17 protein-coding genes and 1 tRNA gene are annotated in these 20,878 nt (G+C 60.7%); 7 read left to right on the forward strand and 11 right to left on the reverse strand.

Going from position 1 to position 20,878, the window contains the following annotated elements; translation table 11 throughout:
• Window positions 1-88 precede the first annotated feature (88 nt).
• The 3 genes from dnaA to mutM all read right to left on the reverse strand — a co-directional run bounded on the left by dnaA (window position 89) and on the right by mutM (window position 3,093).
• The gene (gene dnaA / locus ABF990_RS01390) at window positions 89-1,516 is read right to left on the reverse strand and encodes a chromosomal replication initiator protein DnaA (protein WP_415490074.1); all 1,428 of its coding nucleotides are present in this window, start codon (window positions 1,514-1,516) and stop codon (window positions 89-91) included.
• Window positions 1,517-1,858: 342 nt separating this feature from the next.
• A complete protein-coding gene (rpsT, locus tag ABF990_RS01395; protein WP_415490075.1) occupies window positions 1,859-2,128 on the reverse strand; it encodes a 30S ribosomal protein S20 in 270 nt (89 codons plus the stop codon).
• 125 nt (window positions 2,129-2,253) lie between these two features.
• The gene (gene mutM / locus ABF990_RS01400; RefSeq protein ID WP_415490076.1) at window positions 2,254-3,093 is read right to left on the reverse strand and encodes a bifunctional DNA-formamidopyrimidine glycosylase/DNA-(apurinic or apyrimidinic site) lyase; all 840 of its coding nucleotides are present in this window, start codon (window positions 3,091-3,093) and stop codon (window positions 2,254-2,256) included.
• A gap of 29 nt (window positions 3,094-3,122) precedes the next feature.
• Here mutM and ABF990_RS01405 point away from each other — a divergent pair, with 29 nt between their 5' ends.
• From ABF990_RS01405 to ABF990_RS01425, 5 genes are read left to right on the forward strand one after another with little or no spacing between them, the layout of a single operon-like run.
• On the forward strand, window positions 3,123-3,905 hold the full coding sequence (locus tag ABF990_RS01405; protein WP_415490077.1) for a class I SAM-dependent methyltransferase: 783 nt from the start codon (window positions 3,123-3,125) through the stop codon (window positions 3,903-3,905).
• A 6-nt stretch (window positions 3,906-3,911) separates the two neighbouring features.
• Window positions 3,912-5,195 carry a bifunctional phosphopantothenoylcysteine decarboxylase/phosphopantothenate--cysteine ligase CoaBC gene (coaBC, locus tag ABF990_RS01410; RefSeq protein ID WP_415490078.1) on the forward strand — a complete coding sequence of 428 codons (1,284 nt, stop codon included), beginning with the start codon at window positions 3,912-3,914 and terminating at the stop codon, window positions 5,193-5,195.
• The gene (gene dut, locus ABF990_RS01415; RefSeq protein ID WP_415490079.1) at window positions 5,188-5,667 is read left to right on the forward strand and encodes a dUTP diphosphatase; all 480 of its coding nucleotides are present in this window, start codon (window positions 5,188-5,190) and stop codon (window positions 5,665-5,667) included. The genes coaBC and dut overlap by 8 nt, the downstream gene beginning before the upstream one ends.
• Window positions 5,664-7,415, forward strand: a complete 1,752-nt coding sequence (locus tag ABF990_RS01420; RefSeq protein ID WP_415490080.1) for an ABC transporter permease — start codon at window positions 5,664-5,666, stop codon at window positions 7,413-7,415. The genes dut and ABF990_RS01420 overlap by 4 nt, the downstream gene beginning before the upstream one ends.
• 6 nt (window positions 7,416-7,421) lie before the next feature.
• On the forward strand, window positions 7,422-8,777 hold the full coding sequence (locus ABF990_RS01425; protein ID WP_415490081.1) for a nitrate/sulfonate/bicarbonate ABC transporter ATP-binding protein: 1,356 nt from the start codon (window positions 7,422-7,424) through the stop codon (window positions 8,775-8,777).
• Window positions 8,778-8,930: 153 nt separating this feature from the next.
• Here the strand turns inward: ABF990_RS01425 and msrA are convergent, their stop codons facing one another.
• The 5 genes from msrA to ABF990_RS01450 form a co-directional block, all read right to left on the reverse strand.
• A complete protein-coding gene (gene msrA / locus ABF990_RS01430; RefSeq protein ID WP_415490082.1) occupies window positions 8,931-9,458 on the reverse strand; it encodes a peptide-methionine (S)-S-oxide reductase MsrA in 528 nt (175 codons plus the stop codon).
• Window positions 9,459-9,547: 89 nt separating this feature from the next.
• Window positions 9,548-12,241, reverse strand: a complete 2,694-nt coding sequence (locus ABF990_RS01435) for a valine--tRNA ligase (protein ID WP_415490083.1) — start codon at window positions 12,239-12,241, stop codon at window positions 9,548-9,550.
• Window positions 12,242-12,371: 130 nt separating this feature from the next.
• Window positions 12,372-12,935, reverse strand: coding sequence for a DUF2497 domain-containing protein (locus ABF990_RS01440; RefSeq protein WP_415499859.1), 564 nt, complete (start codon window positions 12,933-12,935; stop codon window positions 12,372-12,374).
• A 30-nt stretch (window positions 12,936-12,965) separates the two neighbouring features.
• Window positions 12,966-14,405 carry a TolC family outer membrane protein gene (locus ABF990_RS01445; RefSeq protein ID WP_415490086.1) on the reverse strand — a complete coding sequence of 480 codons (1,440 nt, stop codon included), beginning with the start codon at window positions 14,403-14,405 and terminating at the stop codon, window positions 12,966-12,968.
• Between the two features lie 147 nt (window positions 14,406-14,552).
• Window positions 14,553-15,230: a protein-L-isoaspartate O-methyltransferase family protein gene (locus tag ABF990_RS01450; RefSeq protein ID WP_415499858.1), complete on the reverse strand. Its 678-nt coding sequence runs from the start codon at window positions 15,228-15,230 to the stop codon at window positions 14,553-14,555.
• A gap of 224 nt (window positions 15,231-15,454) precedes the next feature.
• On the opposite strand from ABF990_RS01450, the gene ABF990_RS01455 reads away from it, so the two are divergent.
• Window positions 15,455-15,528 (forward strand) — tRNA-Cys (locus ABF990_RS01455).
• 137 nt (window positions 15,529-15,665) lie between these two features.
• Here ABF990_RS01455 and ABF990_RS01460 read toward each other — a convergent pair.
• Window positions 15,666-16,586, reverse strand: coding sequence for an AraC family transcriptional regulator N-terminal domain-containing protein (locus tag ABF990_RS01460; protein WP_415490088.1), 921 nt, complete (start codon window positions 16,584-16,586; stop codon window positions 15,666-15,668).
• Between the two features lie 250 nt (window positions 16,587-16,836).
• On the opposite strand from ABF990_RS01460, the gene ABF990_RS01465 reads away from it, so the two are divergent.
• A complete protein-coding gene (locus ABF990_RS01465) occupies window positions 16,837-18,225 on the forward strand; it encodes an NAD-dependent succinate-semialdehyde dehydrogenase (RefSeq protein ID WP_415499857.1) in 1,389 nt (462 codons plus the stop codon).
• Window positions 18,226-18,360: 135 nt separating this feature from the next.
• Here ABF990_RS01465 and ABF990_RS01470 read toward each other — a convergent pair whose 3' ends face one another.
• Both ABF990_RS01470 and ABF990_RS01475 read right to left on the reverse strand, forming a co-directional pair.
• Window positions 18,361-19,155, reverse strand: coding sequence for an IclR family transcriptional regulator (locus tag ABF990_RS01470; protein WP_415499856.1), 795 nt, complete (start codon window positions 19,153-19,155; stop codon window positions 18,361-18,363).
• A gap of 113 nt (window positions 19,156-19,268) precedes the next feature.
• Window positions 19,269-20,861, reverse strand: a complete 1,593-nt coding sequence (locus tag ABF990_RS01475; protein ID WP_415499855.1) for an aldehyde dehydrogenase family protein — start codon at window positions 20,859-20,861, stop codon at window positions 19,269-19,271.
• Between the last annotated feature and the right edge of the window lie 17 nt (window positions 20,862-20,878).

The following is a 20,878-nucleotide window of genomic DNA, read 5'->3' on the forward strand; positions in this document are numbered from 1 at the left end:
CTTTTTTCAGGCGGCCAGACCCGTATCATTTCCCTGAAAAGTAACAGGCGCCAATGATCAGTCAATCCTTTTGGAGAGACAGGTTTTCTCAGCTTTCCAGCATGCGGCGCAGCAGTTCGACATCTTCCGCGAAAGCGGCGTCGCGTTCCATCAGTTCTGTCACGCGATTGACCGCGTGCATGACCGTCGTATGGTCACGATTACCGAATTTGCGCCCGATTTCGGGGAGAGAGCGGCTGGTCAACTGCTTGGCCAGGTACATGGCCACCTGGCGCGGCCGCGCCACGTTACGCGCCCGGCGGGCGGATGACATGTCGGTCAGCCGGATATTCCAGTGTTCGGCCACTTTTTTCTGGATTTCCTCGATCGTCACACGCCGGTCATGCGCCTTGAGGATGTCGTGCAGAACCTCCTGCGTGGCTTCCAGCGTGACGGGGCGGCCGAACAGGTTGGCATGGGCGATCAGCCGGTTGAGCGCGCCTTCAAGCTCACGCACATTGGTTGTGATCTTGTGGGCGAGAAATTCCAGAACCTTGGTCGGAACCAGAACGCCGGACGCTGCGGCCTTGGATTCAAGAATGGAAATACGCAACTCGAAGGTCGTGGCGTGAATATCCGCCACCATGCCGCAGCCAAGCCGGGTGCGCAGCCGATCTTCCAGCCCAGACAGGTCCGAGGGGGATTTGTCGGCTGACACCACGATCTGCCGCCCGGCATCCACCAGCGCGTTGAATGTATGGAAAAATTCTTCCTGCGTGTTGTCCTTGCCGATCAGGAACTGCAGGTCGTCGATCATCAGCACGTCAACGGAACGGAGCTGTTCCTTGAACTCGATGGTGGACTGGGAGCGGATCGCGGCGATGAAGCGGTACATGAACTTCTCGGCCGACATATAGGCCACGGATACACGACCGGTCTTGAGCAGTTCTGCCCCGATGGCATGCATGAGATGGGTTTTGCCCAGACCCACCCCACCATACAGGAACAGGGGGTTGAACCCGGCGCTGGAGGGCTTTTCAGCCACGCGGCGGGCGCAGGCATATGCGAATTCGTTGGGCTTGCCGACCACGAAAGTATCGAACGTAAAGCGGCTGTCCAGCGCGGTTACAAGATCGTTCCGTGCGTCGGGTGCCTGGGCGCGTGGGCTCGGGGGGGCATCTTCAGTGGTGCTCGCGGACTGGACGGCCTGTTCCAGCGGGATGGGAGCCGGATCGCCCGGGCGGGAGACCTGAAGTTCCACACGGCGCAGGGTGGGAATTTCATGGTGCCACAGGTCGCTCAGCCGGTCGCCGTACTGGCTGCGCACCCAGTCGCGCAGAAAGCGGGTGGGCAGCAGCAGAGTGATTTCATCACCGTCGATCGGTCCCAGGGCGATCTTGGTCAGCCAGGTGCGGTATTCGACCTCACCCACCTCATCCTTCAGGCGCGCGCAGATCCGCAGCCACGATTCCTCAAGCCCCTTATCGTTTTCCAGCCTGGAAACGGCGCTTTCGTCATCGTCCACTCCGATTGTCATTTTCGCTCCCGAGCGGTCAAACTGCGTAATGGCCTACGCAAAATTCATGAGTGCAGCACACCAGTCGCGGCGCGGCTGTCTGGCAGCAACCGTGAATGTCGTTCACTGCAAAACATGCAAAGACGCCAGCCGGCCTGACACGGGTGTGCGCAAGGTCATCCGGCCAGAGTAATGCAGCGCCCAAGTCGGGAGCAACGAAAAACTCGGCCGGTACAAGCTGCTTTCATTCACCCCTGTGGAAAGCTGCCCTGCAAAAAACAAAGCCGAATCATCGTTCAGATGATTCGGCTTTGTTCGTAATCTGGTCACCAAACCTGCTGTAATGGCAGGAAAAAGGTGTCCTCAGGCGGTCGCCAGCGCCTTGACGCGGGCGGACAGGCGGGAAATCTTGCGGGCCACGGTGTTGTGATGCACAACGCCCTTGGTGGCAGCGCGCTGAATTTCCGGCTGGGCGACGCGCAGTGCTTCGCGGGCGGCTTCCTGGTCGCCAGCGGCGATAGCCGTCTCGACCTTCTTGATGAAGGTACGCATGCGGGATTTGCGAGCCGTGTTACGGGCAGTCCGCTTCGCGGTCTGCCGGATGCGCTTACGCGCCGAAGCGATGTTCGCCATGGGTTTCTATTCTGTCCAGCACTTAAAGAAAAAAGGGGCCGATTGGTCGGCCACAAAGAGTAAGCGGTCGTGTAATGCAGGCGGGTGCACCCCGTCAAGCGTGTTCGACGCCCAGGAGCCAGTTTTCACCGGTTTTTCTGCTGCCGCGGGCAGAAAAAGCTTGAACGGCCCGCCTGCGTGATCTGCTCCACGCCGTGGCATTGCGGCGGTCCGGGGCATTGTGGGCAGGGCTGGCCCTTTCTGTTGTAAACCTGCCAGGCATGCTGAAAATAGCCGAGTTCGCCGCCCGGTCGCACGTAGTCTTTCAAGCTCGATCCACCAGCCGCGATGGCGTCCTCCAGCACGGCGCGAATGGCATTTGCAAGCAGGCGTGCCTTTGGCGGTGTCAGTTGGGCGGCGTGCATCTGCGGATGCACGCGTGCGCGGTACAGCGCTTCGGAGACATAGATGTTTCCCAGCCCGGCCACCACTTTCTGGTCCAGCAACGCGGTCTTGATGGGGGAACGCCTGTCCTTGAAGGCATTCAGCAGGGTCTGGGGCGTGAAGTCGGTACCCAGCGGTTCCGGGCCCATGCCCGCCAGAAGTGCGAAGCGGTCTTCCTCCTCCGTGGGAATGACCGTGAGCATGCCAAAACGGCGCGGGTCGATATAGGCGCAGCGGCTGCCGTCATCCATGGTCAGGACCACATGTTCGTGTGGTGGGGTGATATGCGGAGAATCGAGCGCGATCCGTCCCGACATGCCCAGATGCAGGATAATGGTGCGCTGCCCGGACAGGCGGACAAGAATATATTTGCCCCGCCTGCGAAAGCTTTCGATACGCCGCCCTGTCACCTGCTGCGAAAAATCGGCGGGAATCCGCCACCGCAGGTCGTGACGGCGGACGAGGGCTTCACGAATGGTGCGATTTTGCAGGGCAGCGAGCATGCCGCGCATAACCGTTTCGACTTCGGGGAGTTCCGGCATGGCTGCAAAGCAGGGTATAGAGGAAACCCATGACCGACAACAGCTTTGCGCCCTCCCCCGTTTCTTCCGACGTGACTGCGGATCAGACGGATTTCGGCTTCCGTTCCGTCAGGAAGGAAGAGAAGAAAAACCTCGTCCGGGCTGTCTTCGACAGCGTGGCCGGCAAGTACGACGTGATGAACGATATCATGTCGCTTGGCGTGCATCGGGTCTGGAAACGCATATTCGTGACCGAACTCGGGCCGCAGCCGGGCCTGTCCCTGCTCGACCTGGCCGGCGGCACGGGCGATATCACCTTCGGCTGGCTCAAGGCTGGCGGCGGTCCTGCCATCATGACCGATATCAACGCCAGCATGCTTTCCGTCGGGCGGGACCGCGCCATCAACCAGGGGCTTGTCTCTGACCTGTCCTTCTGCGTCGTGGACGCCGAGACCATTCCCGTGCGTGACATGTCCATGGACCGGGTTTCCATTGCATTCGGGCTGCGTAACTGCACCGACAAGCTGGCCGTCATCCGGGAGGCGCGGCGTGTGCTCAAGCCGGGTGGCCGTTTTCTGTGCCTTGAATTCTCGCGCGTTCAGGTGGCCGCACTCGCCCCCATCTACGATGCGTGGTCGTTCAAGGTGCTGCCGGCCATGGGGGGGCTCGTAGCCAAGGACAAGGAAAGCTATCAGTATCTGGCGGAAAGCATTCGCATGTTCCCCGATCAGGAAACCCTGGCCGACATGTTCCGCGAGGCCGGTCTGTCCCATGTGCGTTATCAGTCCCTTTCTGGCGGGATAGCGGCCATCCATTCCGGCTGGCGTCTCTGAGCGGGCATGTCGCGGACCGGTTCTGCCCGTTCGGTTCTCCTGGTCGTAAGCGGGAGCATTGCCGCTTATAAGGCCCCTGAACTGATCCGCCTGCTGCTTGCCCGGGATATGCGCGTTCGCTGTGTGCTGACCCGTGGCGGCAGCCAGTTCGTAACGCCGCTGACCTTGCAGGCCCTGACCGGGGCGCCCGTGGCCACAGACCTTTTTTCCCTGACGGAAGAGCAGGAGATGGGCCATATCGCGCTCTCACGCTGGGCGGATCTGGTGCTGGTATGTCCTGCTTCGGCCAATCTGCTGGCCCGCATGGCGGCAGGCCTGGCCGATGACCTGGCCAGCACGCTGCTTCTGGCGACCGATGCACCCGTCATGGCCGTACCTGCCATGAACGTCAGAATGTGGGAGCATGCCGCGACACGGCAGAATGTGGCGACGCTGCGCGCCCGTGGTGTGGAGGTGCTTCCCCCTGTCACGGGTGACATGGCATGCGGGGAATACGGACCCGGCCGCCTGCCCGAGCCAGCCGACATCGCGGATGCCGTGCAGGCGTTTTTTCAGCGCGCCCGGCAGGTAGACGGACCTCTGGCCGGGGTCAGGGTGCTGGTGACCGCAGGCCCGACGCACGAGCCAATAGACCCTGTGCGTTATCTGGCCAACCGGTCGTCGGGCAAGCAGGGCTATGCGATTGCTGAAGCCTGCGCCGAACTCGGGGCACAGGTCACGCTCGTCAGCGGGCCTGTGGACCTGCGTCCGCCTGCGGGGGTGAACGTTATCGGCTGCGAGACGGCCCATGACATGCGCGCTTCAGCCATGGCCGCGCTGCCGGTGGATGTGGCGATCTGTGCCGCAGCGGTAGCGGATTGGCGGCCCGAACATATTGCCGGGCAGAAGATCAAGAAAAAAGACAGGACATCCCTGCCGCCCCCGCTCGCGCTGGTGCCCAACCCGGATATTCTGGCCGAACTTTCCGAACCGTCGCCCCTGCGGCCACGTCTGGTTATCGGGTTTGCTGCCGAGACACAGGATGTGCGGGAGCACGCACAGGCCAAATGGCGGCGCAAGGGATGTGACTGGATGATCGCCAACGATGTCAGCCCAGGCACTGGGCATATGGGTGGGGACACCAACCAGGTGCTGCTGATAACGCAGGATGGTGTCGAGACCTGGCCCGAAATGAACAAGACCGCCCTGGCCGCAGAACTGGCCCGGCGTGTCGCGGCCCTGCTGGCACAGGGGGCGGGCACAGATGATGCGGGAAAACCTGTCCCGTCGAATGGAGGAACGCATGACTGAACACACCCTGCCCGCGACTGCGCTGGTGCTGAAAGTCCAGCGCCTGCCCCATGCGCTGGACCTGCCGTTGCCCTCCTATGCGACGCAGGGTGCGGCCGGAATGGACCTGCTGGCGGCCATAGACGCGCCTCTGGTGCTTGAACCCGGCGCGCGGGCGCTGGTTCCTACCGGGTTACGAATCGCCCTGCCCGCAGGCTACGAACTACAGGTCAGGCCACGCTCGGGGCTGGCTCTCAAGCACGGGATCGTGCTGCCTAACGCGCCCGGCACGATCGATGAGGATTACCGGGGGGAACTCGGTATTATCATCATGAACGCAGGAGCCGAACCGTTCGTGATCGAACGGGGCATGCGGGTCGCTCAGGGCGTTCTGGCGCCCGTGTTTCGCGCCACGTGGGAGGAATGCGACACGCTGGACGACACCGCCCGGGGTGCCGGCGGGTTCGGCAGCACGGGAACCCGCGTGTCATGACCTATCGGCAGCTAGGTTTTTCATCACAGCCGAACCTGCTTTCATCCGCCACCCAGCGCTATCTCAACCGGGTGGATGGTCTTCTTCTTGTCTGTCTGGCCGCCCTGGCCATAGGTGTGGGTACTGCTGTGCGGCATATGCTGGGGCCACTGGTCCCGGTTGCGGCAACCCCCGTGCATCTTCAGTTTCGCTATCTGCCGGGATATGCGTTACGTACGACCCTGCGCATGTTCGCAGCCCTTGCCCTGTCGCTTGTTTTTACCTTTTGCTATGCGACGCTTGCCGCACGCAGCCGCCGGGCCAGACAACTGCTGTTGCCGCTGCTCGATGTCCTGCAATCTGTTCCCATACTGGGGTTCCTGACTTTTACAGTCACGTTTTTCCTGGGTTTGTTCCCCGGCCGGGCGCTTGGGGGCGAACTGGCTGCCATTTTCACCATTTTTACCAGCCAGGCCTGGAACATGACGCTGGGCATGTACCAGAGCCTGCGCTCTGTCCCTGCTGATCTCGAGGAAACGGCTCGGTGCTTCGGGCTGACATCGTGGCAGAAATTCTGGCGTCTGGACGTGCCATGTGCCGTTCCATCGCTGGTGTGGAATGCCATGATCTCAATGGCCGGCGGGTGGTTCATGGTTGTCTATTCCGAGAGTATTACGGTGGGGAACACCGATGTGGTGCTGCCCGGTGTAGGCTCCTATGTCGGGGTGGCGATCGAGCAGAAGAACATAGCGGCTGTGGCAGCGGCAATTGTCGCCATGATGGCGGTTATCCTCATCTATGATCAGGTCCTGTTCCGCCCCCTTGCTGCCTGGGCCGCGCGCTTTCGGCTCGGTACGGGTGCAGGGGGTGTGCAGGTTGCCGAGCCCTGGTTCCTGCGACTGCTGCGCCGCACCCGTCTGCTCAGTGCCCTTGGCGGTATACTGCTGCTTGGTTTGCGTAAAATAAGCTATCTGCCTCTGGGCTCAAGGAACGGGTCGGTAGCAAGGCAGGCTGCATCGCAAGGTGGGCGGGGTGAATGGATATGGCGGGTTACGATGGGCGCGGTCTTTCTGCTCGCCCTTTATCAGGTCTGGGTTTACGGGCGTGAAACATATACGCTGGAGCAGATAGGGCATGTGTTTACGCTCGGCGGTTTTACCCTGCTGCGGGTTATCAGCATGCTGGTGCTGGCGTCGCTGATCTGGGTGCCGCTGGGTGTTTGGTTCGGGTTGAATCCGGCCCGTGCGCGGGCGGCCCAACTGGCAGCGCAGTATTGCGCGGCTTTTCCCGCCAACCTGTTTTTTCCGGTATTTGTGGTGGGCATTGTCCACTTCCATCTCGCGCCAGATATCTGGCTGACCCCGCTGATGATCCTTGGCGCGCAGTGGTATATTCTGTTCAACGTCATTGCCGGAACCTCGTCTTTTCCTGTCGAACTGCTTGAGGTCTGCCGGGATCTCAATGTCACGGGGTGGTTCTGGTGGCGTCGTGTACTGCTGCCGGGGATCATGCCGTATTATCTGGTGGGGGCCATTGCGGCCAGCGGTGGCGCCTGGAACGCAGCAATTGCCTCGGAAATGGCGGAATGGGGCAGCACGACCCTGACGGCCCACGGCCTTGGAGCTTATATTGCCCAGGCCACGCAAAAAGGCGATATGAGCGAGGTTGGCCTGGGAACAGCGACCATGTGCGTGTTTGTCATGCTCCTGAACATGCTGTTCTGGCGACCTTTTTCTGACTACGCGGCTCGCCGCCTCAAACTGAGCTGACCTGTCATGGCGCTTTCATCCTATTCCGGTTCCATCCTGCCACAAGGCACCGTGCTGGCGGAAGCACGGCATATCCGGCAGTTTTACCATAAGGACAGTGCGGCCGACGTGCAGGTGCTCGATGATGTCAATCTTTCGCTTCATGCGGGGGAAATTGTCGGGCTTCTGGGGCGGTCGGGGTCGGGCAAGTCCACCTTGCTGCGGATCATGGCGGGGCTGCTACCGCCGACCTCGGGCGATGTCCTGTGGAAAGGCCAGCCTTTGCACGGCCCCGCGCAGGATATTGCCGTTGTGTTCCAGTCCTTCGCACTTTTCCCGTGGATGACGGTTGAAGAAAACGTGGCACTGGGACTGGACGCGCGGGGCGTTCCCGCAGCCGAACGTGATGTGCTGGTGGAAGACGCCATCGATCTGATCGGGCTTGGCGGGTATGAGAACGCCTGGCCCAAGGAGCTTTCCGGCGGCATGCAGCAGCGTGTGGGGCTGGCGCGGGCTCTTGTGGTCAAACCTGCGCTGCTGCTGATGGATGAGCCGTTTTCCGCACTGGATGTCCTGACGGCGGAAAACCTGCGCACAGACCTGATCGAGCTATGGTCCGAGAAAAAACTGCCGGTCCAGAGCATGCTGATCGTGACCCACAATATCGAGGAAGCGGTGCTGATGTGCGACCGCATCGTCATTGCCTCTTCCAACCCGGGGCGGATCGCGCATGTGCTGTCGGTGCCATTCCCCCACCCCCGCAATCGGGAGGATCAGGCGTTCCGCCAACTGGTGGACCACATCTATGCGCTTATGACACAGCGCGCGCCCATCGTGTCTGAGGCGACTTTGGTTAACAATGTCCTGAACGGTGCAGCCGTAGCGCCTGCTTTTCGGGCGCTTGTTCCGGTTTCCATCACCATGCTGATTGGCATGATGGAATCCCTGGCCGCGCCCCCGCTGAACGGGCGGGCCGATCTGCCTGTACTGGCGGAAAAATTGCAGCTTGCGCTGGACGATTTATTTCCGCTTGGGGAATCGCTCGAACTGCTGGGCCTGGCCGAACTCGAGGATGGTGACATCCTTCTGACGGATGACGGGGTTCATTTCGTTCTCAGCGATCTGGACGAACGCAAGGCCATGATGCGGCATGCGCTGCTCCATCATGTCTCGCTGGTGAAAATGATCTGTGCGGCGCTGGATGAACGTGCGAACCGCAATGTGCGCGCCGAGCGCTTTCGCGAAGAACTTGAAGCTTCCATGTCGCCCGATTATGCGCAGCAGACCTTGCAGACCATTATTGGCTGGGCGCGTTTTGCCGAACTGTTCGATTATGATGAAGATGGCGACCGTTTCTTTCTGGAAGACGCCACCCCCGAGTAAAGCCGTGGTTCCAGCGCCTTGACCCATTTTTCAAAGATGCCTCCCTGAAACTACACCGAAATTTTTGCTCTTTCGGGGTACGTGGGGCCGTCTGCACACCCGCGCCGGGGGCACGTTTATTGCAATATCCTGACTATTCGGCTGAACTTGTGTTCAGTCGAAATACCGGGAGAATTCGGCGCGAACTTTTGCAACCTTGGGGCTGATGACAACCTGACAGTAGCCTGCACCGGGATGGCGGGCGTAATAATCATGGTGGGATTCGTCAGCAGGCCAGAATACCGGCAGGGCCGTTATTTCGGTTACGGGGGGACGTGGCCACAGTTTTGCATGCGTGATGTCGGCTTTTACCGCTAGCGCAGTCTGGTGTTGCTGCTCTGTCGTGTAAAAAATGACCGAACGGTATTGCGTGCCGATATCGGCCCCCTGCCGGTTGAGCGTTGTGGGATCGTGCATCACGAAAAAGACACGCAGAATATCCTCGTAGCTGAGAACGGCCGGGTCCCATGTCAGGGCGATGACTTCCGCATGGCCGGTCTCGCCCGTGCAGACCTGCTTGTAGCTCGGGTGGTCGACATGCCCGCCCGCGTAACCGGGCATGATGGTGTGAATACCGCGCATGCCCCGATATACAGCCTCAAGGCACCAGAAGCATCCACCGCCAATAACGGCCGTTTCCATACTATCCTCCCCTGCCCTTTTTGCAGTTGTGGCTGGTTCCCGCCAGGTGGCGGTACCCGTCCCCTAGCGTGGGAGAGTACCTTAGCATGTCAGCCAATCCGCGCGAGGGCTGCTTTAAGTCGCAGGCATTCCCCGCTCTGGCTTTCCAGCCGGTCGCGCATTTCCTGAACCACTTCCGGTTTGGCGCGGCTGACGAAGTTCTCGTTCCCAAGTTTTTTTTCGGTTTTGGAAACTTCGTCCTGTGCCTTGGCCAGTTCCTTTTCCAGACGCTCACGCTCGGCTTTCAGGTCGATCAGCCCCGCCAGAGGCAGAATGGCGGTTGTTTCATCCACCACGGCCTGCGCTGCACCTTGTGGCACGTCCCCTGTCAGCGGGCCGATTGTCTCGATACGGGCCATGCGGCAAAGCGAATCCTGCCAGCGCTGTACACGTTCGAGCGTCTGGCTGCTGGAGTCCTTGAGCAGGACCGGCACCAGTCGTGACGGTGGGATGTTCATTTCCGAACGGACCGTGCGGATTTCGCTGATAAGGCGGATCATCTGGTCGCATTCGGCACTGGCTTCAGCCGCGTCGGTTACGGTGACCGGCTGTGGCCAGGGCGCGTCGATCAGGCTGCCTTCCGCCCCGAAGTCGAAGGCATGCCACAGCGTGTCGGTGACGAAGGGCACGACCGGTTGCAGCAGTTTCAGGATGATGCCCAGTACATGGGCCGCCACGGCGCGGATTTCGGCTGCGTCGGCCGCATTGTCCGAGGTAAAGACAGGCTTTGCGAATTCAAGGAACCAGTCACAGAACCGGTTCCAGACAAAGCGGTAACAGCTTTGCGCGTATTCGTCGAAACGGTATGTTTCCAGCGCTTTTGTCGCATCCGTAATGGCGGTGTTGGCTTCGGCCAGGATCCAGCGGCCCAGGGCCGAGCGCACGGTCTGCGGGTCAAAATCGGGTTGCGGCTTTACGCCGTTCATTTCGCAGAAACGCGCGGCGTTCCACAACTTGGTCATGAACCCGCGATAGTCTTCGACCCGCTTGCGACCCAGTTTGACGTCACGGCCGATGCCTGTCAGCGCACAGATCGTAAAGCGCATGGCGTCCGCCCCGTATTCCTCGATCAGTTCGAGGGGGTCGATGCCATTGCCCTTGCTCTTGGACATTTTCTGCCCGTGCTCGTCACGCACCAGGCCGTGGATGAAGATGTGGCGGAAAGGCACATCCCCCATGAAATGCTGGCCCATCATCATCATCCGGGCGACCCAGAAGAAGATGATGTCAAAACCCGTTACCAGCACGTCGGTCGGGTAATAGCGCTCCAGCTCGGGTGTCCTGTCCGGCCAGCCCAGGGTTGAAAAGGGCCACAGACCGGACGAGAACCATGTGTCCAGCACGTCCTCATCCCGGCGGAGGGGTTCTGTGGTACCGTAATGGGCTGCCGCCTGAGCCTGTGCGTCGGCTTCGTCATGGGCGACGAAGACATGATCGTCCGGCCCGTACCAAGCGGGAATGCGGTGCCCCCACCAGAGCTGGCGGGAAATACACCAGGGCTGGATGTCGCGCATCCAGGCGAAAAACGTATTTTCCCACTGTTTGGGCACAAAGCTCGTGCGGCCGGACGTCACCGCCTCCATTGCCGGGCCGGCAAGCTTGCCGGCGTCGCAATACCACTGCGTGGTCAGGCGCGGTTCGATAACCGCCCCGCCCCGCTCGGCATGGGGAACCTGGTGGCGATGCGGCTCGATTTTTTCCAGCCAGCCTGTCTCTTCCAACTGGCTGACAATGGCCTTGCGGGCGTCTTCGCGGGAAAGACCTGCCAGCGTGCGCACGAATGCCGGGTCGGCCAGGCCGTCCACGGCGGTCAGGTCGCCCTCGATGTCTTCCAGGGTGATCCGGGCATTTTCGTCCAGTACACCAAGCATGGGCAGGTTATGGCGGCGGCCGACTTCAAAGTCGTTGAAGTCGTGCGCTGGCGTGATCTTGACCGCGCCGGTGCCTTTTTCGGGGTCGGAATAGGTATCGGCCACGATGGGGATCAATCGGCCGGTCAGCGGCAGGCGTACGGACTGGCCGATCAGTGCTGTGTAGCGTTCGTCCTCGGGGTGAACGGCAACCGCCGTGTCGCCCAGCATGGTTTCAGGCCGGGTGGTGGCAACGGTCAGGGTGGTGCCGGGCTGGCCTTCGACCGGGTAGCGGATATACCAAAGCGACCCCGCGACGTCCTTGCTTTCCACCTCCAGGTCGGAAATGGCGGAACGGAAGACGGGGTCCCAGTTCACAAGGCGGCGGTCGCGATAGATCAACCCCTCGCGGAACAGGCTGACAAAAACCTCCCGCACGGCGCGGGACAGGCCTTCATCCATGGTAAAGCGTTCGCGCGGCCAGTCGAGCGAGGCGCCAAGCCTGCGTAGCTGCCGCGTAATGCCACCGCCCGATTCTTCTTTCCACTGCCAGACCCGTTCCACAAAGGCGTCACGTCCCATGGCCTGACGGCTCTTGCTGCCTTCGGGCAATGTGCGTTCCACCACCATCTGGGTGGCGATCCCGGCATGGTCGGTTCCCGGCTGCCACAGGGTGTCGTACCCCTGCATGCGTTTCCAGCGGATCAGCGTATCCTGCAGGGTCATGGTCAGAGCATGGCCCATATGGAGCGTGCCGGTGACATTGGGGGGCGGGATCATGATGGTGAACGGCTTTTTGCCGCTTTGCGGATTGGCGGAAAACGCCTTGCGGCTTTCCCACAGTTCGTACAGCCGCTGTTCTGTCTGTGCGGGGTCAAAAGTCTTGTTCAGCATCTCGATCCAACCATACCACGTCAAAAAAGGCGGCAGGCATAGACTGCCTCCGCCTTGCAGAGCTTTCACCGCAGAACGGGCGCGTCAGCCTGCCCTGTCAGGAAAATGACAGGCTGATGTCCCGTGGTGCTTACATACTGCGCTGTGTCAGACGCTCGACTTCCTTGCGGACAGCGGCCTGCACAATACCGGCAAGATGCGCGTCGAGCCATTTCTTGAGAAAAACGCGCACTTCCTGGCGCACGATGTCTTCGACAGTCAGAGACCCTTCATGCGTGATAGCCACTTTTCTCTCCTCATGTTCTCTGAGATATTTGTCCTGCAATGTTTTCTGAAGGACTACAAATGAATTCGCGGTATCGGATACCGTTTCGTCATTCAGCGGAATGGGCAGCGGACCAGACATCGTTTTTTCAGCTTTCTTGCTAAGTTCGATCTGCCTCAGATCGCTCACGGACAATACTGCGTCATCATGAGCTACTGAGGCGGGCTGCACAAGAGAGGACTGAGCGCTATCCGTGCCTTCGTGCTCCATCATGGATGGAGACAAAAGCAGAATGTCGTCGTCATCCTCATCGTTGTCTGGCACCAGTTCGGTGTTGCCCTGCTGGTCGGGCACTGCCGAATGGGCGGGCGGGGTCACGCCGCCTGTTGTCTTGTCAGCCTCTTCCGACGGGTCCTGAGACGACGCCATAAAAACATCCCTGCCAGTTCTGGTTGATCGCTACCGACCAGGCTGGTTGAGCGCTTGGTCGCTCAACCCCCACAAGCGATCCTTTACCGCATTATAGTACGCCTTGTCATCATAAAGGGGTACATTCAGCTTGAGGTCGGCTGCTGTCAGCCGCCCGATGGCAGCCGCCACGCTATATGACGACAGAACCATGTTGCTCAGATTCTGCACCAGCGCGACCTGGGCCATCAGCAGCGTTGCCTGCTGCTGCAGCACTTCCAGTGTCGTGCTTGTGCCGACAATGGCCTGTCTTTCAACCCCGTCCAGTGCGACGACGCCAGCTTTGATGGCAACACGGTTGCTGTCGATGGCGGCTTGGTATGACCGCAGTTTCTGCCAGTTCGACACCGCCCCTTGCGCCGCGGTCCGGCGCTGGACGTCAACGTCCCTGTGGGATGCTTCCATCTGCTGCTTGGCCTGGCGGACGGCCGCGTATTCCGACCCGCCCTGATAGAGCGGGATATTGAAATTGATGGTCGCGTATTTGTTTTCGTCGACCTGGTGGCCCAAGCTCTGGTTGACCATGTGCTGATAGCCCAGTGACGCATTGACCTTGGGCATGATCGCGGCCATCGCGACGCCTACCGCATCTTTTTGCGACGCCTCGGTAAACAGCGCGTTGATCACGTCGGGATTGTTCCGGACCGCCATGGCCGCGGCCGATTGCGGGTCCCTGACCGGCAGCACGAGCGGTTGCGGTGGCACCAGGTTTGGGGGGGGCGCCATGCCGACAGTCTGCATGTAGGTGGCCTGTGCCGTCTGCAGCGTGCCTTCCTGCTCCTGGCGGGTGGCCGTGGCCGTGGCATAGGCCGATTCAGCCTGGGCTACGTCGGTGCGGGTAATTTCCCCCACATGGAAGCGCTCGTTCGTGGCGCGGAGCTGCTGTTCGAGCACGCGCTCGTTGTTGATGTCGAGTTGCAGGAGCTGCTCGTTCTCGATCACGCCCACATAGGCGTTGACCACCTGCATGAATATCTGCTGCTCCACCGAGATCAGGTGCGCCCGCGCCGCCATGACACGGTTGACAGCCTGATGTGTGCTCGCGGTGGTTTTACCGCCGGTATAAAGCGGTTCGGTGATCGTGACACCCGCGTTGTAGCCCGTGGTGTCGTAGCGCCGCATATAGGCCGAAGCGGGGTTGTCGGGTGTGCCCTCGTAGTTGTTGAAGCCCTTGTAATAGGTAAGGCCGACGTTGCTGGTCAGGGTGGGCCGCCAGCCCGCGAGGGCGGTCGGAACCTGTTCGTCCGTCGCGCGCAGGGTTGCGCGGGCTTCCTGCAGGGTGGGGTTGGTCAGATACGCCGCAGCCAGGGCCTGCTGCAGCGTATGGGGAATGAACGAGGGCGAGCCGCTGCCATCGTATTTCTGCGGCCATGCCGCAGTGCCGTACAGGAGCATTGCAAGACCTGCTCCCGTTCCGCAAATACGCCGCATCTCGCTCTCCCGCTTCCGTGACCGTAATGCTGCCCTGGCAACGCTCATGCCATTAAAACATGGCAATGACTACCAATTAGTAACCCGCAGGCAAAGATGCCCCCAGGTCATGGCAGGCAACGCGGCACGGCAACAGGCCCCCTGGCCTTAAAGCGAAAACTGCCGATGTGGGGAAAGACCGGGCAGAAGCGGGCTATGCGCTTTGGACAGGTAGGTAAAGGCGAATTGCGGGTGCTGCCCGCCAGCCAGTGTCGCGCGGAAAATCTCGGGAATATCGGCATTGTTCTGGATAAGGCCAGCCAGACGGCCATCGGGCTTGAGCTGTTTCATGCAAAAATCCGGAACGGCGCTGACACATCCGTCAAAATAGATCAGGTCGTAGGGGCCGTTCGCGGGTACGCCAGCACCCAGCGGACCCACGACCCACTGCACCGGCAGAGCATTGGCCTTGCAGAAGGCCTGCCCCTGGGCGGCGAGCTTTTCGTCGGATTCCAGCGCCGAAACAACAAGCCCCAACTGTGCGAGCAGGCCGGCGGCGTACCCGGTCGAGGCGCCCACCACCAGCGCGTGTTCGCCAGGCTGGGGGTCGGCTGCCTGTATGACGCGGGCCGTCAGGAGCGGTTGCGCCAGAACGCGGCCGGGGGCCAGCGGCAGGCTGAGGTCGGCATAGGCTGCGGCGCGCTGGGCTGGCTGCACGCAGTCTTCACGGGGGAGAGCCCGCATGGCCTTGAGCAGCCCCGGATTGCTGATTTCTGATGGGCGGAGCTGGTCGTCCACCATCAGGTTACGGGCTTCTGCCCATATATCCTGCCCGGTTTGGGACATGTCTGTCGGTACCTCGGCTGCTGCATGGACTGTCACGTAGCGTCACCCTCTCCTGGCTTCTGGGCTCGGCATGCCATGTGGGCATGCTATCCGTTCGGGCGCGCCTCTTCCTGCCGGAGATACGGGCCGCACCACTTATGTGTGACATATTGATTTGAGAATCGCACGACACAACGTCTTGACCAAAGGCATGGAACGGGAGATAAGGCACCCAACTGCACCACGGTCCGGTGGCAGAATGGTGATGTAGCGGACTGCAAATCCGCGTATGTGGGTTCGATTCCCGCCCGGACCTCCATTTTCTCCTGGAAAATGGACAGGCAGTTTCCCCCTTCCCGACTAATCCCCGGTAGCCCACGCCACGCATCCAGCGTGTATTTGGCCCTCAAGCTGTCTGTGCCGCCCGTTTCGGGCCGCTATTCTGCGGCTGCGTTTTTACACTGCCTGCTGGCTGTCTCTTTCCTCCTGGTCCTGGCTTGCGCGTCTCGAATGTGTGTCCTGTGCTGGAGGGCGGCCGAACATGCGCCGGTATTCGCGGCTGAACTGGGATGGACTTTCGTACCCTACGGCAAAGCCCGCTTCGGCGGCGTCTATCTTTTCGCTGACCATACGGCGGCGCGCTTCCTGCAGGCGTAACTGCGTGCGATATTGCAGCGGGCTCATGTTGGTGGCCGAGCGGAAATGCCGGTGGAATGTCGACAGGCTCATACCTGCGATTCCCGCTACCGTGGCAATGTCGAATGGTTCCGCAAAATGCAGAGTGATCCAGTGAATGGCCCGGTTGATCTGCGACAGGGCGCTGCCCGCCGTGGCAATCTGGCGCAATGCGCAGCCCTGATCGCCCTGGAGCAGTCTGTAAAGCAGTTCGCGCATGATCATGGGTTTGAGGATGGGAATATCATCCGGCGTGTCCAGAAGCCGCATCAGCCGTAGCAGCGGGTCGGTGATATTGGCGTTCAGCGGGCTCAGCCCCATGCCCATGATACAGGCCTGATTGGGGTCGACCTGCCGGTCGTTGACCACCAGAAGCAGTTCGGCAATCTGTGCCGGGTCCACGCTCAGGCACAAGGCCAGATAGGGCTTTTCGGTTGTGGCCTGTGTAATGCAGCCTGCAACCGGCAGGTCGACCGCCGTGACCAGGTAATGGCTGGCGTCGTAATCGAATACCTTGTCGCGCAGCATGACCTGTTGGCGACCCTGGACGATAACGTAAATCCTGGGTTCGAAAACGAAAACGAGCGGTTCACTGACAGCATCGGCCCGGTAAAGTGTCAGCTCGTCAATGGCGGTGGCCTGCGCGGGTGCCGTGCAGTGCCGTGACACCAGGGTCTGCAGTTCGGTCAGGTGGTCTGTCATGTCTTTCCTGAACGGGCGGTTTGTGGCCCCTGTGCTGGTAAAGCATTGCATGAACTGGCATGGGGCTTTTGGGGCAGCCTTTCAGAAAAGGCAGGATAAGGCAAGGCGGTGCGCCCCTGCTTGCTGATATGCCCGCGTGCTCTTGTGCTCCGTGCGAGAGGATCAGGCAAGAACTGGGCAGAATTGCTCTATCGGCTTTTTGCTGGCTGCCGCATTGTAAGGAGGATATTGAAGAGGGAGTTCTACTTTTATGGCTTACGCCACAACCAATCCATATACCGGCGAAACACTGAAGGTTTTTGAAAACGCGACCGATCAGGAGGTGCAGGCGGCGCTCGACGGCGCTTACACCGCGTTTCTGGACTGGCGGGAAACCCCGTTCGCGGAACGTGCAAAGGTCATGACTGCTGCAGCGACCATCCTGCGCGACAATCTTGACCAGTACGCGGCTATTCTGACGCTGGAAATGGGCAAGCTTCTTTCGGAAGCGAAAGCCGAAGTCATTCTTTCTGCCGAAATTTTCGAATATTACGCCGAACACGCTGAACGCCTGCTGGCCCCCGAGGCGCTGCCGGTCAAAAACCAGGCCGAGGGCGACGCCATGCTTGTGCATGAGCCGCAGGGCATTGTGCTCGCGATCGAGCCGTGGAATTTCCCGTATTACCAGATTGCACGTATCATTGCGCCGCAGCTTTCCGCCGGGAACACCGTGCTGCTCAAGCATGCCTCGAATGTTCCGCAGAGCGCTGCCGCCTTTGATGACCTGATGCAGAAAGCAGGCCTGCCCGCAGGTGTGTTCCGCAACCTCTATCTGGCACGTCACCATACCGAAACCGTGCTGAACGACCCCCGCGTGTGCGGCGTGGCCCTGACCGGCTCCGAAGGGGCTGGTGCGATTGTTGCGTCCGTCGCAGGCAAGGCGCTGAAGAAGGCGACAATGGAGCTGGGTGGTTCGGACGCGTTTATCGTTCTGGACGATGCCGATCTGGAAAAAGCCGTGAAATGGGCCGTGTTCGGCCGTCACTGGAACTCCGGCCAGGTCTGCGTGTCGGCCAAGCGCCTGATTGTGGCCGATGCGATCTACGATCAGTTCGTGGAACTGTACAAAAAAGGCGTTGCGGAACTGCGCGCGGGTGACCCGATGGCGCCCGAGACCACGCTGGCACCGCTTTCTTCGCAGAAGGCGGCTGACGACCTGCTGGCGCAGGTGGAACAGGCCCGCGAACTCGGCGCGGTGGTCGAGGTGATCGGGGCTCCCGTTCCCGAGAAAGGCGCGTTTTTCCGCCCGCTGCTGATGACCAATCTGGAGAAAAACCCGGCCCGCCATTGGGAATTCTTCGGCCCGGTGACACAGCTTTACCGCGCCAGCGACGAAAACGACGCGGTGCGGATCGCCAACGATTCACCCTACGGTCTGGGTGGTTCCGTCTTTACGCGCAATACTGAACGCGGTGTGGCCGTGGCGCGGCGGATCTATACGGGCATGGTGTTCGTCAACCACCCGACCATGGTCAAGGCGGATCTGCCCTTCGGTGGCGTGGCGCGTTCGGGCTACGGTCGTGAACTGATCGGTCTGGGGATCAAGGAATTCGTGAACCACAAACTGATCGACGTTGTGGATATCGACGCACCGTTCTGAACAGCCGGCTCTCGAACCGTTCAGCTATGGGTGGCCCGCCCCGCGCGGTGGGCCATACGCCATGCAGGAAAAAGCCCGGTGCTTTGCAGCGCCGGGCTTTTTTTTGGTCTTGCGGAATGGCGTATGCCCAGTCGGCTATTGCTGCGCGGAGCCTGCCGCCAGCGCTACGGCAATGCGTTGCGCCCCTGCTTTGAGCACCTGTTCGTATCCTGCACGCTTTTCACCCAGCAAAGACGCGACACCACCCGTAAGGGCCAGGCTGAAAATAACCCCGACCTCCGGCAGGTGGACCGGATAGGCCAGCCCCCCGAAACCCTGATAATCCTCTCCGTCGCATATGGCTGCGGCTCCCTCCCTGATGGCGGTGAATTCCGCGAACAGGTCTTCAACATCCGTTATGGTTTTGTCAGTCAGGCGTGGCAGGGGGTAAGGCAGAATACGGCGTACAAGGGCCGGGTCCTGAAAGGCCAGGATTGCCTTGGCGGAAGATGCACAATGGATTGTAAGGTGCCGACCGGGCACGACATATCCGCTTGATGGATTGTCTGGCGTGACCATGGCGACAGAGCGGATTTTGAGATCCTCGAATTTGGCGATGTAGCAGGTCTGGCCTGTTTGCCCGGCAATGTCGCCCAGCACGCTGCGTGTGACGGTCTCAATCCAGTCCGCTCCGGCGCTGGTATAGAGCAGGCGCAGTATTCTTGCCCCTGTTACGTAAAGCTGCGGGGCTGTGGGGTGGCTGGCAAGCAGACGGCTTTCACCAAGTCCTTTGAGCAGGCGGTGAACCGTGGGTTTGGGCAGGTCCACAATGTCGGCAATCTGCCCAAGCCCGATCCCCGACGGGAACGCCGACACCACCTCAAGGATGCGGAAATAGCGCTCAAGCGGCTTTTCATCGGCCTTGGCGGGCTGGATCGAGGGCTCTGGCATTGTCTTTCTGGTGTCGTTCCTGAACGTTTGGGGCCACATATCTGGATAAACGCCACGGCCCGGCATGAACAGGCCACCATAGGTGTATTATGCCGATATACCCGGGTGTGTCGTCAGTCTTCCATGACCGTGCGTGACTGTTCACGCATGAACTGCGGCAGGTAGTGCGGGCCAAGACCGCCTTTAAGGGTAACGCCCGACCCTTTCCAGCCGCAGAAGCTCTGGACCCCCGGCCATGCGCCCGTTGTTGCCCCGCTGGCGCGGTTGGCATAGAGCGCGCCAGCTTCGGTCCTGTTCAGAAAACACTCAAGTTCGGTCGCATCTTCGGTATAAATGCCGGCGGCAAGTCCGTACAGCACGTCGTTCCCTTCAGCGATGGCGCTTTCAAGGCGGGTGAATGTGCGCAGGGCCAGCAATGGCAGGAACTGTTCGTCCCGCGTCAGGGCGTGACCTTTCTCGACCGCAACCAGTGTCGGCTCGAAATAGTGGCCTCCTTGCAGGTCGGCAGGCACATCGGCTCGCTTGCCGCCAAACAGAATGCTCCCCTGCCCGCGAGCCGCGTCCAGCGCCTGCGTCATGCGGTGCGCGGCTGCCCCATTGTAGACCGGGCCCAGAAATGTCTCACGCCGTTCAGGATTGCCTATGACGAGTGTGGCGGTATAGGCGCGCAGGTGCTCGGTAAACGCGTCCCTGACCGTTTCGTCCACGTATACGACGGAACAGGCGCTGCATTTCTGCCCCTGTAGACCGAACGCCGAACGCGCGACACCTTGCGCGGCTTTGGCCAGATCCGCGTTTGCGGTTACGTAGGCGGGGTTTTTCCCGCCCATTTCGGCAATGACCGGGCGTGCATAAGGTCCGGCGTTGACCAGCCGCAAAATATGCATGCCCGTACGATACGACCCCGTGAACGCTACCCCCGCAATGCCGGGATGTTCGACTAAAGCAGCTCCTGTCCGGGCTCCTCCTGCTACCAGGTTGACGACCCCCGCTGGTATGCCGGCTGCGGTCAGGGTGTCCATGACAATCCGTGCGCTCAGCGTGCAGCCTTCCGAGGGTTTCATGACGACGGTATTGCCTGTCACCAGAGCGCCCGCGCTCATGCCGATCAGCAGGGCGGCGGGATAATTGAAGGGCGAAATCACGCCGAACACACCGAGCGGGCGAAGGATGCTGAGCGTGCTCTCGTGCGGAAATACGCGGTTCAGCGGGGTTACGTAGCCTTTGTGCCGTTCCATTTCGTCGCAGTAATAGCTCACCATGTCGAAGACTTCATCGGCTTCGCCCAATGCTTCGACGCGGGATTTGCCGACTTCGAACAGGGCTGCCAAAGCGAGGTCGTATTTCCGGGCATACAGGATTTTTGCCCAGGCACGCAGGAGCGCCACGCGGGCTTCCCACCCCATGGCGTTCCATGCGAGGAACGCGTCCTGTGCCGCCCCGACCGCCCTGCCCACGGCCTGTTCGGACGCGGCGATAAAAGAGCCCAGTTCGGTCACGCCGTCGATCGGGCTATGGACCGTAAACGATGTGCCGTCCGTATCGCTCTGGCCGTTGATGCAGTTGGTATACGTGCCGCCCAGTATCCGGGCTTTGAACTCGGGCAGCCTTGTGTCCAGAAAGTCATGTAACGGGGTCAGGTCCACCCCGGTATTGGCATATGTGACGCGGGGCAGGTCGGCGGCGGGTACGGTTGTTCCAGTCATGGGGCATCTCCTGGTGT

Source organism: Acetobacter sp. (assembly GCF_047723915.1).
Taxonomy (GTDB): Bacteria; Pseudomonadota; Alphaproteobacteria; order Acetobacterales; family Acetobacteraceae; genus Acetobacter.

Bases quoted from the DNA above. Each gene is read 5' to 3' on its own strand.
- dnaA (WP_415490074.1), bottom strand. From the start codon at position 1,516: ATGACAATCGGAGTGGACGATGACGAAAGCGCCGTTTCCAGGCTGGAA.
- rpsT (WP_415490075.1), bottom strand. From the start codon at position 2,128: ATGGCGAACATCGCTTCGGCGCGTAAGCGCATCCGGCAGACCGCGAAG.
- mutM (WP_415490076.1), bottom strand. From the start codon at position 3,093: ATGCCGGAACTCCCCGAAGTCGAAACGGTTATGCGCGGCATGCTCGCT.
- ABF990_RS01405 (WP_415490077.1), top strand. From the start codon at position 3,123: ATGACCGACAACAGCTTTGCGCCCTCCCCCGTTTCTTCCGACGTGACT.
- coaBC (WP_415490078.1), top strand. From the start codon at position 3,912: ATGTCGCGGACCGGTTCTGCCCGTTCGGTTCTCCTGGTCGTAAGCGGG.
- dut (WP_415490079.1), top strand. From the start codon at position 5,188: ATGACTGAACACACCCTGCCCGCGACTGCGCTGGTGCTGAAAGTCCAG.
- ABF990_RS01420 (WP_415490080.1), top strand. From the start codon at position 5,664: ATGACCTATCGGCAGCTAGGTTTTTCATCACAGCCGAACCTGCTTTCA.
- ABF990_RS01425 (WP_415490081.1), top strand. From the start codon at position 7,422: ATGGCGCTTTCATCCTATTCCGGTTCCATCCTGCCACAAGGCACCGTG.
- msrA (WP_415490082.1), bottom strand. From the start codon at position 9,458: ATGGAAACGGCCGTTATTGGCGGTGGATGCTTCTGGTGCCTTGAGGCT.
- ABF990_RS01435 (WP_415490083.1), bottom strand. From the start codon at position 12,241: ATGCTGAACAAGACTTTTGACCCCGCACAGACAGAACAGCGGCTGTAC.
- ABF990_RS01440 (WP_415499859.1), bottom strand. From the start codon at position 12,935: ATGGCGTCGTCTCAGGACCCGTCGGAAGAGGCTGACAAGACAACAGGC.
- ABF990_RS01445 (WP_415490086.1), bottom strand. From the start codon at position 14,405: ATGCGGCGTATTTGCGGAACGGGAGCAGGTCTTGCAATGCTCCTGTAC.
- ABF990_RS01450 (WP_415499858.1), bottom strand. From the start codon at position 15,230: ATGTCCCAAACCGGGCAGGATATATGGGCAGAAGCCCGTAACCTGATG.
- ABF990_RS01460 (WP_415490088.1), bottom strand. From the start codon at position 16,586: ATGACAGACCACCTGACCGAACTGCAGACCCTGGTGTCACGGCACTGC.
- ABF990_RS01465 (WP_415499857.1), top strand. From the start codon at position 16,837: ATGGCTTACGCCACAACCAATCCATATACCGGCGAAACACTGAAGGTT.
- ABF990_RS01470 (WP_415499856.1), bottom strand. From the start codon at position 19,155: ATGCCAGAGCCCTCGATCCAGCCCGCCAAGGCCGATGAAAAGCCGCTT.
- ABF990_RS01475 (WP_415499855.1), bottom strand. From the start codon at position 20,861: ATGACTGGAACAACCGTACCCGCCGCCGACCTGCCCCGCGTCACATAT.